We start from the raw sequence: 11988 nt of genomic DNA on the forward strand, positions 1-11988 counted from the left end.
GAGATATTTCGCTACATTTCATTTTGCTCAAGATGATGCAGGCTTTGGCATAGAAACTACTCGTGCCACCACTTGGAGTGGTGGCACGAGTTCGCTAATTGAGATTGCCACAAAAATTACTCCTCCGTCATAATTTTTTCGCAAAGACGGGTAAGTCTTGTTGCTACCATCCTAACGGAAGGAAGCATTTATCATCTGCTTTATTGGTTTAAACTCCTTCACTCAACACCTCCCAAAGCACATCATTTTTAGGAACAGGAGCTGTTATGCTCAGTTTTTCTTTACTTACAGGGTGTATAAATGAAATATTGCGTGCATGCAAATGAATAGATTTATCTTCATTAGGTCTATCAAAACCATATTTTATATCTCCCTTTAATGGTGAGCCAATAGTGCTTAACTGCACTCTTATTTGGTGGTGTCTGCCTGTTTTAGGTTTTACTTCCAATAAAAAATAATGGTCGCTTTCGGCTATAACTTTATAGCTTAATTCACATCTTAAGCCTTTGTTTTTATCTGTGCCGGCATAAGATTTATTTTGCTTTTGATTTTTATTCAAATAATGAATCAAAGTATCTTCTTGCTTTGGTGGCATATTTTTTACCACAGCCCAATAAGTTTTTTCAAAATCTTTTTCCTTAAACATTTCATTTAGTCTTGCCAAAGCTTTACTGGTGCGTGCAAAAAGCAAAACACCCGAAGTTGGTCTATCTAACCTGTGAGGAATACCCAAAAAAACTTCTCCCGGCTTGTTATATTTTGCTTTTATGTACTGCTTTACATATTCTACTAAAGGCGTATCGCCCGTTTTATCTCCTTGAGCTAAATCGCCACTTTTTTTATTAATGGCTATAATATGATTGTCTTCATAAAGTATTTCATTCTCCATAAAACCGTGCAATATTTACTTCTTTTAAAAGAGGTTTTTCTAAAATTATATGTTCTATTAAATGCTGGGCAAAATATGGAGCTAAAGATAAACCTTTTGTTCCCATACCATTAAAAACATACATTTTATTATGTTTTGGATGGCTACCTAATAAAGGTCTTCTATCTACGGTTGTTGGTCTTATGCCCACTTTTTGCTCTACTATATTTAAAGCTAAAGAAGTTGTTTTATTCCATTTTTCTGCCATTTCAGCCCGTTTTTTAGCAGTGGTGTTTTCAGATAAATCATTCCAATCGTAAGTTGCACCTACATAGTACTGCTTATTTTGGCTGGGCGTAATATTTATATAAGAATTTAGCACAAAATCTATGTCCAACTCCTTATTTTCTACTACTAAGGCTTCTCCTTTAGTATGATGCTCTGGAATAAACGAAAAATAAGGATTGTCCTTTATTAAATAACCTTCGGCAAAAATAATATACTTAGCTTTTATGTTATTGTACAAAAAATTTGAAGGTTCAATTTTAAAATTCGTAAAATCAAATTTTTCTTGAAGAATACACGCTTTACTTTTAAAATATTTCAAAAAAACATCTTGAAGCTCATTAATTTCTATTTGATAAATAGGCGTGGTTTCTATAGCTTCTATTGGATTGTTAAAGTCCCTTAGATTTTCTTTACTTTTATGTAGGTAAGCAGTGTAAGCATTATCTTGTAGTCTTATATAAAAATCATTTTGCTGCTCTACAGACTGCAATATTTTTACTTGCTTGGTTTCTTTAAAAAAAGAAGCATTAAGTTGTTTTTCTACTGCGGTGTAAAAATTTTTAGCATAAGGCATTAATTGCTCCGTCATCCACGATTTTACAAACCGCCTGCCCGTAATTGGGTTAATTAATCCTGTAGCTTGCCTTGAAGACGTAGCTCCAGAGCTTTCATCTATAATTAGTACTTTTTTATTTTGCTGAATAAGTTGATAGGCTAAAACACTTCCTGCCAATCCTTGACCTATTATTAGAAAATCAATTTCTTCCATTATCTAAAATAGTCCAAATTTGGTTTTTGCGGTTCTTCTTCTTGCGTGTCTTCCTCAAAATTATCTAATATTTCTATATCTGTTTTTTGAGCTAACTGTTTAAACACAAAAAAAGCACTTAAACAAGCAGCAAATAATGCCGGGAAAACGGCATAAACTATTTTATCTACACCAAAATATGCTAAAACGGCAAAGGCAACTATCATTTCTGTGGCAAGAAACATTAAAACCAGCCTGCCGACCCACTGCCATGGTCTTTCATTTTTTTGCTCTGCCTGATTATAAATTTTAAAGGATAAAAATATAAGTATTATGATGTCCATTTCTTTGGGGTTATAATTCGTTTAATAAATTTTGCTGGTTTTTGGGCAACTTTTCTACTACTAAACGATAAGATAAATCTATTAGTTCTTTAATTAAGCTGTCCGGCACTTCATTTTTAAATATTTCTATAGTATTCCAGTGTTTTTTGCTCATGTGGTAGCCGGGTTTTATGCTTAAATATTTTTCTCTAAGTTCTTCAGCATATTCTGGTTTGCATTTTAAATTTACCGAAAAATCTGTATCATCAAGGCTTGTAAGGGCAAACATTTTTCCTAATACTTTAAAAACTAAGGTAACTTTATCAAAAGGGAAAGTTTCTTCTACTCCTTTTTTAGCTATACAATAATCTCTAAATTCTTCTATGTTCATTATTTTATTTTAAGATTATTTCCATAAATCCTCATTTTCCCAATTAGACTTCATACCTAAAGCATTAGAATATTTATATTTTTATACCAATAATTTATGCTTTAATATAGCAGTTTATACCCTTTTTACCTTTGTCTTGACACAAAGGTAACCAAAAGTCAAGACTGTAATCAAAAATACTAAAATGCTATAAAACAGACAATGACAAATTAATGTATGCTCAATTTCATTTTTTCTAAAGTATTTTCACTTGTAGGAGCATACTAATTTGTCTGTTTACTTTTTTATAATCTCCTTCATTTTGGATGTCTGTTTTACACCATTTCTTAACATATTTTTGATTAAGGTCAGCTAAAAGTGCACCTTAAGTTTGAATAGGTCGCTGAAAATTTAGTATGATTCCCTAACTACCGTTATCTGTCTGCCAACAGATAGAGATAAGGCAAGTTTTACACGCCTTACTACTTAGAATACGTATAAGTGCAATAGTTTGCCTGCCCATATTCATTAGATTGTACTCTAAACTGCAATTGAATATATCCGTTTAGGTTTACTAAATCTCCTTCGCCTGCTACCGTGTATGCTGAACTTCCTAAATTTTGGTCTGGTATTCTAAAATATGTGCCATTGCAGTCCACATAAGCTTCTACATCTTGCCCAGTATTATTAAAGTTAGTGAAAATTATTTGGTTGTTTGACGAACTAAATCCTGGATTTACAGTGGCAAAAGTAACATTGTGTCCAAAACCTTGCTGGCAACTTTCACCTACATGATAATTGCCTAAAAAAGGACTAATATCTACTTCTGTACAAGATTGATTAATTTTACTATCGCAAGAACTTAGACCAACAATAAGGATGAATAACGAAAAAATAATTTGATAATTTTTGAACATAATTTTGGCTTACTTTTTGTTTAGTATAAAACTGCCATTCCAACTGACATTTTGATACGCTGTTTAATAAATTTAATGTAAAAATAATGAAGAATTACGGTATTATCTTTTTTTTAGCAATATTTAGTGCTAATTTCTTGTTTGCACAGCAAAGTTTGGAAGCTGGTTTTGATATAACTACAGTCCCCAAAAAGCCTAATTATAGTAATGAAAAAAACTGGGCGGCACTACCGTGGAAAGCAGATAATGCAGATGATGTTCCCAGTGAAAAATTTAGCAATAACCAAGATAATGCTATTGTAGATGTGTTTTTTGTACACCCCACTACTATTAATAAAGCCTATGGCAAATGGAATGCCGATGTTTTGGATGATAAGTTAAACAAGAAAGTAGATAATTTACCTATCAAGCATCAAGCAAGTGTTTTTAATGGCAGTGCAAGGGTTTTTGCACCAAGATATAGACAAGCAAACTATGAAGCATTTATGACTTTAGGCACAGAAAACAGCAATAAAGCACTTGCTTTAGCTTATAGCGATGTAAAAGCTGCCTTTTTATATTATTTAGAAAACTGGAATGAAGGCAGACCTTTTATTATAGCCGGACATAGCCAAGGTACTTTTCATAATATACATTTAGTAGAAGAAGTAATAGATACTACAGCCTTGCTAAACCAAATGGTGGCGGCTTACTTGGTTGGAATGCCTGTAAAAGCCAATGATTTTGAAAACTGCAAACCTTGCCAACAAGAAGATGATATTAACTGCTTTATTTCGTGGAACACTATGAAAAAGAAAAGCTACCCTAAGTTTTATGATGAATATTACAAAGGAGCAGTATGCCACAACCCTTTAAGCTGGGAAACTAACGAATATTACTGCTCAGAAGAATACCATGACGGAATGGTGCCAAAAGAGTTTAAAAAGTTTTATAAAAATAAGCATGGAGCAAGAGTACACAAAGGCGTACTTTGGGTAGATGCCGTTAAAATTCCGGGCATTCCTTTTACCCGATTTGTTAAAAACTGGCATATAGGCGACTATAATTTATTTTATGGCAATGTTAGAGAAAACGTTGAAACAAGAGTATCGCAATTTATAAAAAGTGATAATTTTGCACTATGGAAAAAGCACAATTAGGAATAGGAAGTAAAATAAACCACCCAAAGTTTGGATTGGGAGTTATTTGCAATTTAAACTCAGAGTATTACAAAATATACTTTACCACAACAGATGATTTAAAAGAAATTTCAAGAGATTTTACCAATTTTGAAATAGTAGAAAAAATAACGGCAGATACACCGCCATTAGCTATTGAAGACATTGAAAAAGCCGTAGAAAAAGTAATGCGTCAGTTTAAAGGCGATAGAAAAACGGTAAGTATAGGCAGTAAATGGCTGGGAGGAACTTTAGAGCTAAAACCGGGAAGCGATGATTTGCAAAGTAAAGAAGTGCCTATAGATACTTTTTTTAGCAAAATAATTTCTGTGAGAGAAAAATTGAGAGTTTTAGAGCAAAATATCAATAATCACGAAAGTTTAAATGATGCTGAAAAAGTACATTTACAGCAGTATATAACCCGTGCTTATGGTTCGCTTACTACCTTTAATGTACTTTTTGCCGATAAAGAAGACCATTTTAAAGGAATGGGCAAGTCTTAATACACAATAATTCAAGTAATATTCTGAATAATTGCTTAATTTTGTACTACAAAACAAGCAAACTATGGCTGATAAATTATTTGTTAGCACTAAAGACGAATCTCCAAAACTATTTGAAAATCCCTTTATAGATTTCTTTTCAAGAATACCTTTTTGGGTACCACTGGTTATATATATTCCTCTTGTTTCCTATTTTTCTTATTTGTCTTTTACTGTTAAGCATACTACTTTTATGCAGTATTTAGGCAGTTTTATAGTAGGTGCATTAATTTGGTCTTTAGTAGAGTATTTAATTCACCGCTATGTATTTCACGGACACCCAAAAGCAGAGTGGGCTAAAAAAATACATTATACCTTTCATGGCATCCATCACGATTATCCTCAAGATTCACTGCGATTAGTAATGCCTCCGGCAGTAAGTATTCCGCTTGCTGTACTTTTCTTTTTTGTATTTAAGTGGGTAATGGCTCCTTTAGGTATTTTACAATTTCATTATGCTTATTATGCCGGTTTTGTGGCGGCATATCTATTTTACGATATGATGCACTACGCTTCGCACCACGTAAATATGACCAATAAGTATTTTAAAACGATAAAAGAACACCACATGAAACACCATTATAAAGACTCGGATTCAGGGTTTGGTTTTACCTCTAAAGTGTGGGATAGAGTTTTTCATACCGATTTTAAAGAAGATTAACACTAAAAAATAAAGGCTTTTCATAATTATTCAAGTACTTTGAATTATGAAAGTAGCACTCCCTTTCTTATTATTATTTTTAAGCGTATCGTGCAATAAAAACAACAAGGTACAGAATAAAAAATGTGTACATGTTACTAAAGCAGACGAAAGTGTGTTTGATAATTTAGATGATGAGCAAAAGAAAGTAATGTGTGGTGGAAAAACGGAAAAACCATTTTCGGGGAAATTCCTCTACAATAAAGACAAAGGAATATACACTTGTGCTGCTTGCAATAATCCTTTGTTTTCTTCTTCTACAAAATTTGATAGCGGTAGTGGCTGGCCAAGTTTTTTTGAACAAATAGATTCTTCCGCTATTATTACCCGGTTAGATACTTCGCACGGCATGGAAAGAATAGAAATACTGTGTGCCAACTGCAAAGGACATTTAGGGCATGTTTTTAATGACGGGCCAGACCCTACAGGTTTGCGCTATTGTGTTAATTCGGCTTCTTTAAACTTTATTCCCGACAGCATTAACTAAAAATTTTGAAGTATAACTACGTTATTTTTGATTTTGACGGAACACTATTTGACTCCAGAAAAGGTATTGTTTCCAGCATAAAGTATGCTTTAAATTATATGAAAATTCCAGTACCTTCTAACGAAGTGCTTACCTCTTTTATCGGGCCACCATTATTAAAAACATTTCAAAATCATTTTGGTTTATCGGAGGCAGATAGCATAAAAGCATTAACAAAGCTTAGAGATTATTATAGCGAAAAAGGTGTTTTTGATTCAGAACCTTATGCCGGCATTTTAGAATTGCTTGAAAAGTTAAATAAAAACGACTTTCCTATAGCTATTGCTACAGCCAAACCGACTTATTATGCCAATCAAATATTAGAACACAATAAGTGGCAGCATTTGTTTAAAACTGTTAGAGGTAGTGATATGAATAGCGAACTTTTCCCAAAAAGTAGAACCATAAGCGAAGCCATGACTGATTTAAGCATAAGCAAATACAATAATGTAGTAATGGTAGGCGATACTATTTATGACATTAAAGGTGCTACGGAATGTAATATAGCGAGCATAGCTGTAAATTACGGCTACGGAAAAACGCAAGATTTAAAAGATGCCAAACCCACGCATTTTGTAGAAAATGTAGAGGAATTAGCAAGTTTATTGGTTTAAATTTTCTTCTATTAAATCATAATCATGGTAATCTTTTTCAATATCTTTTAATTTAGTGTTGAAAATCTCCTTAGCTCTTAACAAATCTCTATCTCTTAAATCCTTGTATTTATACCTAGACAATCCTCTATCTAAATATGCTTTAAATAAAATATAATTATCAAAATTATTTGGATTTTTAATTATGTTAGATGCCTTCTTTATTATAATGTTGTTTTCTTTATCACCTTGACTATTCAAACCAATTCTATCATATAATATTAATAAATTAAGGTTGTAAGTAGTTGCTTGTGGTTCCAACTCAATAGCCTTATTATAAGAGTTTATAGCTTCTTTTATATTGTTGGCTTCAAAATAATTTGCACCAAGAACATTAAAGTTATCTGGAAAATACGGATTTAGACTAATTGCTTTTTTAGCACAATTAATTCCTTCATCAAAAAGTTTCATCCTTAGATAATTCCATGATAATAAGTTATATTTTTCATAAATTTCACTATCTAATCCAGTTAATATTTCTATTGATTCTAAATAATCTTTATTAAGATATTTTAGAAGGGCTTTTTGTATTGCATCAAGGCTATCAAACTCATAATTAGCCATATTTATTTCTTCTATATTTGCTGTAATTGGTGCTATTACATTTAATTCATTTTCCTTTGGGACAAATGACTCTGAAATTAGTTTAATTACTTCTTTTTTAAAAGACTGTATAGTTTCTGTTTTTTTTGAGGAAATTATATTCTCTTTATTCAATTTTTCAGCTTGATTTGTCCAATTGTATGATCCAGTATAAACAATTTCAGAGTCAAATACTACAAACTTATGATGCAAAGAATTAGGCTTATCAAAAAAGTATAATTTACCTCCTTTGTTAATAAATTCTTTCCACATTAAGGATTTTTGAGAATTATTCACATAATCATTTCTTGTTAAAATTGTAATATGAACATTATTATCAAGAGCAGTCAGTAAGTTTTTGAATAAACTATTATTAGTTATCCAAGCAACAACAATTAGAATCTCATTTTTAGATTTTTCTATTTCATCTAATAATTGTTTTTCTATATTTTCAAAGTAAACAATACTATCCATTATTAATAAATTTAATTTTCAATAAACTCACCCAAAATGCTTTGGTTTTTTATTATTAGTAGCACAGCTAACTATTTCATTTATTCTATTTTGCCTTGTTTCTTCTCTTTTTGCTACTACTATCCATGTTAGCATACCTTTTTTTACAGATTTACTTAAACTTAAAAAATAGTTTAATGCCTTTGGCTTAGCATCAAATGCTTGTTGCAAATCTTTAGGAATAATTAATTCTTCTACTTCGTCAAGAAGTGTCCACATACCATTTTGCTTAGCTTTTTCTATTATTTCAAAACCGGCAGGTGTCATTTTCCTTGCTTGTGTAAGTTTGCTTACTTTCTCTTTATTTATTTTAGACCACAAACTATTGGCTTTTCTTTTGCTGAAAAACTGCATAAATTTTTCTTCATCTATGGGTTTTTTAACACTATCTATCCAGCCAAAACAAAGGGCTTCATCTACGGCTTCGCTCCACGATATAGTGGGTTTATCAGCATTTTTTTTATAATAAATAAGCCAAACGCCATCTTCTTTTATATGGTTTTGCGTCAGCCATTCTCGCCACTCTTTTGTATTGCCGGGTATTATTTTATGGTGTTCTTTTTTTGACATTTATCTTATTTCTTGGCAAATTTCTACAAGTACTCCGCCTGTAGTTTTAGGATGAAAAAACATAATTAATTTATTATCTGCTCCTTTTTTGGGCTTGTCAAGTAGCGGTGTAAATCCTTCGCTTTTTAGTCTTTCAGTTTCGGCATACACATCTTCTACGGCAAAAGCTATGTGGTGTATGCCTTCGCCTTTTTTTTCTATAAATTTGGCTATGGCACTATTTTCATTGGTGGCTTGTAGCAGTTCTATTTTATTGGGACCATTTCTAAAAAATGAAGTGATAACATTTTCGCTCGCTACAGCTTCTTGCTTATATGGTTGAGTGTTTAATAGTTTGCTAAACAAATCGTTAGATGCATTTATATCTTTAACGGCAATACCTATGTGTTCTATTTTCTTCATTTTCTGTTATTATGAAACCAAATTTACAAAGCATTTGTTACTTTTAAGGTAAAACAATTAAACTATGCTATTTGTATCTGAAAAAGCAATGGATAAAATAAACCAGCTTAAAGCTGACCAAAATATGAGCCAAGACACGTTTATTAGAGTGAGTGTTTTGGGTGGTGGTTGCTCCGGTTTAAGCTATCAAATGGATTTTGATACTAAGTTAAAAGAAGACGATCAAGAGTTTGAAGATAAAGGAATAAAAATAGTTACTGACTTGCGTAGCTTTTTATATATAGCTAATACTACGCTTGATTTTTCTGACGGATTAAACGGAAAGGGTTTCTTTTTTAACAATCCCAATGCACAACGCACTTGTTCTTGTGGCGAAAGTTTTTCTGTGTAAGTTAAGTTGTTTTTATTTCTTTATTTCTCTTCCTTTTTTGTAGCAGTTTAAACAAAAAGAAAATACATAAAACAAATAAACCGACTAACAGTATAGAGTAAACTAAGTTTTCACTCATCCATTTTTTTATTACTAATTGTCTTCTATTTATTGCCCATTTATATTCATAATTTGGGTTGAGGCTTAGTACTTTGTCGTAGTAAGCTATAGCCATTTCATAATCTCTGGTTTGTATGTCTGCCAATGCTAAATACCAATAGGCATCTTCATCATATTCGTTTTTATACACTACATATTGAAAATCATTTTTGGCATTGCTATATTTTTTCATATCGTAGTAGCTAATACCTCTATTAAAATATAAGGTGCTGTTTTCCGGACTTAAATCTATAGCTTTACTGTAGTCTTCAATGCTTAATTCGGGTTTTTCTAATTTGTAGTTAATGTCAGCTCTGGCTTCGTAGTACATGCTATTAGTGCTGTCTATTTCTATTGCTTTGTTTAGTATAGCCAATGCGTCTTTATATTCCTTTTGCTCTATTAATACCAGCGATTTTCTATAATAAGCCACATCATTATATTCATTAATTTCAATGGATTTATTAAAAAAATCAAGAGCTTCATCATATTTTCCCTGCATACTTAATACTGTACCTATGCCTAAAAATGCTTTATCAAAATCAGGATTGAGTTCTAATGCCAAATTAAAATCTTCTGAAGCTTTATCAAACAAGCCTACTTCTATATAAGATAAACCTCTATTGTAATACGCTTCATAATCATTGCGGTCTTTATTTATTACTACCGAAAAATCATGAATAGATTGGTCAAACTTTTTAAGCTTATAATAAGTTAGCCCTCTGTTAAAATGAGCATTTATACTCTCATGATCTTCTAAAAACAGGGTATAAAATTCTATTGCATTTTCATATTTTCCTCGCTCAAAAGCATCTAAGCCTTTATCAAAAAAACTTACTTGAGCAGTTAGTGTATTAACTACCCACACCAATGTAAATAGGGCAACAAATTTTATGTTTGTGGCTTTAGTCAAACTATAATAGTGTTAAAAAAGTAATGAAAGGTAAGCAAATTTATTTAAGCATACAAAGGAAACCCTTTCATAAAGGCATTTACTTGGTTTCTAATGTCTCCAATTTTAGCTTCATCTTCTTTATTCATTAGTAGCGTATCTATCCAATCTACTATTTTCTCCATGTCTTTTTCTTTTAAACCTCTGGTGGTTACGGCAGGCGTACCTATTCTTATTCCGGAAGTAATAAAAGGCGATTGCGTATCAAACGGCACCATGTTTTTATTTACCGTAATATCGGCTAAACCCAGTACATTTTCGGCTTCTTTGCCTGTTAAGTTTTTATTTCGCAGGTCAATAAGCATTAAGTGGTTATCTGTGCCGTTAGAAACCAAATGATAACCTTTTGCCACAAAGGCTTTAGCCATAGCTTGTGCATTGGCAATAACTTGTTTAGAATATGTTTTAAAACTATCGTTTAAAGCTTCGCCAAAAGCTACCGCTTTGCCCGCTATTACGTGCTCTAAAGGACCGCCCTGTGTGCCGGGAAATACCGCAGAATCTAACAGTGAACTCATTTTCCGCACCGTACCTTTAGCCGTAGTTATACCTAATGGATTGTCAAAATCTTGTCCTAACATTATTACGCCACCTCTTGGTCCTCTTAGGGTTTTATGCGTAGTAGAAGTAATAATATGGCAGTAAGGCATAGGATTATTTTGTACACCACTTGCCACTAATCCGGCTATATGGCTAATATCTGCTAAAACTAAAGCACCAACTTTATCGGCTATGGCTCTAAAGCGTTTAAAATCCCATTCTCTGGCATAAGCAGAAGCTCCACAAATAATTAATTTAGGTTTTACTTCAATAGCTTTAGCTTCCACTTTATCCATATCTATAACTCCCGTTTCTTTTTCTACGCCATAAAAAGTGGGATTGTATAATTTTCCCGAAAAATTAACAGAGGAACCATGCGTTAAGTGTCCACCGTGAGATAAATCAAAACCTAAAATAGTATCTCCGGGATTAAGTACGGCAAGCATTACTGCGGCATTAGCTTGTGCTCCACTGTGTGGCTGCACGTTTACCCACTCCGCACCAAAAAGTTTTTTTAGCCTTTCTCTGGCTATATCTTCTATTCTATCTACCACTTCACAACCACCGTAATAGCGTTTGCCCGGCAATCCTTCTGCATATTTATTGGTAAGTACACTTCCTGTAGCTTCCATTACCTCTTTGCTGGTAAAATTTTCAGAAGCTATTAGCTCAATACCGTGTTCTTGTCGGTCTTGCTCTGCTTGTATTAAATCAAAAACTTCTTGGTCTTTATGCATGATTGTTTTGTTTTAAGCGACAAAGATAAGCGGTTAATGTTTAATTATGTAATGTTCAAAATAGTTTAGAC

16 protein-coding genes are annotated in these 11988 nt (G+C 32.4%); 6 read left to right on the plus strand and 10 right to left on the minus strand.

Features of this window, described 5'->3' with window-relative positions:
* Positions 1–208: 208 nt before the first annotated feature.
* The 5 genes from H6578_00640 to H6578_00660 all read right to left on the minus strand — a co-directional run bounded on the left by H6578_00640 (position 209) and on the right by H6578_00660 (position 3514).
* Positions 209–889, minus strand: a complete 681-nt coding sequence (locus tag H6578_00640; GenBank protein MCB9225661.1) for an RluA family pseudouridine synthase — start codon at positions 887–889, stop codon at positions 209–211.
* Positions 879–1925 (minus strand): FAD-dependent oxidoreductase, encoded by a 1047-nt coding sequence (locus tag H6578_00645; GenBank protein MCB9225662.1) that lies wholly within the window; start codon positions 1923–1925, stop codon positions 879–881. Before H6578_00645 ends, H6578_00640 begins: the two co-directional genes overlap by 11 nt.
* Positions 1925–2248 carry a hypothetical protein gene (locus H6578_00650; GenBank protein MCB9225663.1) on the minus strand — a complete coding sequence of 108 codons (324 nt, stop codon included), beginning with the start codon at positions 2246–2248 and terminating at the stop codon, positions 1925–1927. Before H6578_00650 ends, H6578_00645 begins: the two co-directional genes overlap by 1 nt.
* A 10-nt stretch (positions 2249–2258) precedes the next feature.
* A complete protein-coding gene (locus H6578_00655; GenBank protein MCB9225664.1) occupies positions 2259–2618 on the minus strand; it encodes an MmcQ/YjbR family DNA-binding protein in 360 nt (119 codons plus the stop codon).
* 461 nt (positions 2619–3079) lie between these two features.
* On the minus strand, positions 3080–3514 hold the full coding sequence (locus tag H6578_00660) for a hypothetical protein (GenBank protein ID MCB9225665.1): 435 nt from the start codon (positions 3512–3514) through the stop codon (positions 3080–3082).
* An 86-nt stretch (positions 3515–3600) separates the two neighbouring features.
* On the opposite strand from H6578_00660, the gene H6578_00665 reads away from it, so the two are divergent.
* The 5 genes from H6578_00665 (at position 3601) to H6578_00685 (ending at position 7053) form a co-directional block, all read left to right on the plus strand.
* On the plus strand, positions 3601–4653 hold the full coding sequence (locus H6578_00665) for a DUF3089 domain-containing protein (protein MCB9225666.1): 1053 nt from the start codon (positions 3601–3603) through the stop codon (positions 4651–4653).
* A complete protein-coding gene (locus H6578_00670; GenBank protein ID MCB9225667.1) occupies positions 4635–5174 on the plus strand; it encodes a hypothetical protein in 540 nt (179 codons plus the stop codon). Before H6578_00665 ends, H6578_00670 begins: the two co-directional genes overlap by 19 nt.
* 64 nt (positions 5175–5238) lie before the next feature.
* Positions 5239–5874 carry a sterol desaturase family protein gene (locus tag H6578_00675; GenBank protein ID MCB9225668.1) on the plus strand — a complete coding sequence of 212 codons (636 nt, stop codon included), beginning with the start codon at positions 5239–5241 and terminating at the stop codon, positions 5872–5874.
* Between the two features lie 46 nt (positions 5875–5920).
* Entirely contained in the window at positions 5921–6400 is a 480-nt protein-coding gene (gene msrB / locus H6578_00680) for a peptide-methionine (R)-S-oxide reductase MsrB (GenBank protein MCB9225669.1), read from the plus strand.
* Positions 6401–6405: 5 nt separating this feature from the next.
* The gene (locus H6578_00685) at positions 6406–7053 is read left to right on the plus strand and encodes an HAD hydrolase-like protein (GenBank protein ID MCB9225670.1); all 648 of its coding nucleotides are present in this window, start codon (positions 6406–6408) and stop codon (positions 7051–7053) included.
* On the opposite strand, the gene H6578_00690 is transcribed toward H6578_00685, so the two are convergent.
* The 3 genes from H6578_00690 to mce are packed head-to-tail and all read right to left on the minus strand — an operon-like array spanning position 7042 to position 9159.
* Complete coding sequence (locus H6578_00690; GenBank protein MCB9225671.1) at positions 7042–8148, minus strand: tetratricopeptide repeat protein; 1107 nt, start codon at positions 8146–8148, stop codon at positions 7042–7044. The genes H6578_00685 and H6578_00690 overlap by 12 nt on opposite strands.
* Before the next feature lie 27 nt (positions 8149–8175).
* Positions 8176–8757, minus strand: a complete 582-nt coding sequence (locus H6578_00695; GenBank protein ID MCB9225672.1) for a YdeI/OmpD-associated family protein — start codon at positions 8755–8757, stop codon at positions 8176–8178.
* The gene (mce, locus tag H6578_00700; GenBank protein MCB9225673.1) at positions 8758–9159 is read right to left on the minus strand and encodes a methylmalonyl-CoA epimerase; all 402 of its coding nucleotides are present in this window, start codon (positions 9157–9159) and stop codon (positions 8758–8760) included.
* Positions 9160–9223: 64 nt separating this feature from the next.
* Here mce and H6578_00705 point away from each other — a divergent pair, with 64 nt between their 5' ends.
* Complete coding sequence (locus H6578_00705) at positions 9224–9550, plus strand: iron-sulfur cluster assembly accessory protein (GenBank protein ID MCB9225674.1); 327 nt, start codon at positions 9224–9226, stop codon at positions 9548–9550.
* A 1-nt stretch (position 9551) separates the two neighbouring features.
* On the opposite strand, the gene H6578_00710 is transcribed toward H6578_00705, so the two are convergent.
* Both H6578_00710 and H6578_00715 read right to left on the minus strand, forming a co-directional pair.
* A complete protein-coding gene (locus H6578_00710; GenBank protein MCB9225675.1) occupies positions 9552–10601 on the minus strand; it encodes a tetratricopeptide repeat protein in 1050 nt (349 codons plus the stop codon).
* A gap of 44 nt (positions 10602–10645) precedes the next feature.
* Positions 10646–11917 carry a serine hydroxymethyltransferase gene (locus H6578_00715; protein ID MCB9225676.1) on the minus strand — a complete coding sequence of 424 codons (1272 nt, stop codon included), beginning with the start codon at positions 11915–11917 and terminating at the stop codon, positions 10646–10648.
* Positions 11918–11988: the final 71 nt, after the last annotated feature.

Source organism: Chitinophagales bacterium, assembly GCA_020635995.1.
Taxonomy (GTDB): Bacteria; Bacteroidota; Bacteroidia; order Chitinophagales; family UBA8649; genus JAFMKE01.

Bases quoted from the DNA above. Each gene is read 5' to 3' on its own strand.
- mce (MCB9225673.1), bottom strand. From the start codon at position 9,159: ATGAAGAAAATAGAACACATAGGTATTGCCGTTAAAGATATAAATGCA.
- H6578_00670 (MCB9225667.1), top strand. From the start codon at position 4,635: ATGGAAAAAGCACAATTAGGAATAGGAAGTAAAATAAACCACCCAAAG.
- H6578_00715 (MCB9225676.1), bottom strand. From the start codon at position 11,917: ATGCATAAAGACCAAGAAGTTTTTGATTTAATACAAGCAGAGCAAGAC.
- H6578_00665 (MCB9225666.1), top strand. From the start codon at position 3,601: ATGAAGAATTACGGTATTATCTTTTTTTTAGCAATATTTAGTGCTAAT.
- H6578_00645 (MCB9225662.1), bottom strand. From the start codon at position 1,925: ATGGAAGAAATTGATTTTCTAATAATAGGTCAAGGATTGGCAGGAAGT.
- H6578_00690 (MCB9225671.1), bottom strand. From the start codon at position 8,148: ATGGATAGTATTGTTTACTTTGAAAATATAGAAAAACAATTATTAGAT.
- msrB (MCB9225669.1), top strand. From the start codon at position 5,921: ATGAAAGTAGCACTCCCTTTCTTATTATTATTTTTAAGCGTATCGTGC.
- H6578_00705 (MCB9225674.1), top strand. From the start codon at position 9,224: ATGCTATTTGTATCTGAAAAAGCAATGGATAAAATAAACCAGCTTAAA.
- H6578_00695 (MCB9225672.1), bottom strand. From the start codon at position 8,757: ATGTCAAAAAAAGAACACCATAAAATAATACCCGGCAATACAAAAGAG.
- H6578_00640 (MCB9225661.1), bottom strand. From the start codon at position 889: ATGGAGAATGAAATACTTTATGAAGACAATCATATTATAGCCATTAAT.
- H6578_00650 (MCB9225663.1), bottom strand. From the start codon at position 2,248: ATGGACATCATAATACTTATATTTTTATCCTTTAAAATTTATAATCAG.
- H6578_00660 (MCB9225665.1), bottom strand. From the start codon at position 3,514: ATGTTCAAAAATTATCAAATTATTTTTTCGTTATTCATCCTTATTGTT.
- H6578_00655 (MCB9225664.1), bottom strand. From the start codon at position 2,618: ATGAACATAGAAGAATTTAGAGATTATTGTATAGCTAAAAAAGGAGTA.
- H6578_00675 (MCB9225668.1), top strand. From the start codon at position 5,239: ATGGCTGATAAATTATTTGTTAGCACTAAAGACGAATCTCCAAAACTA.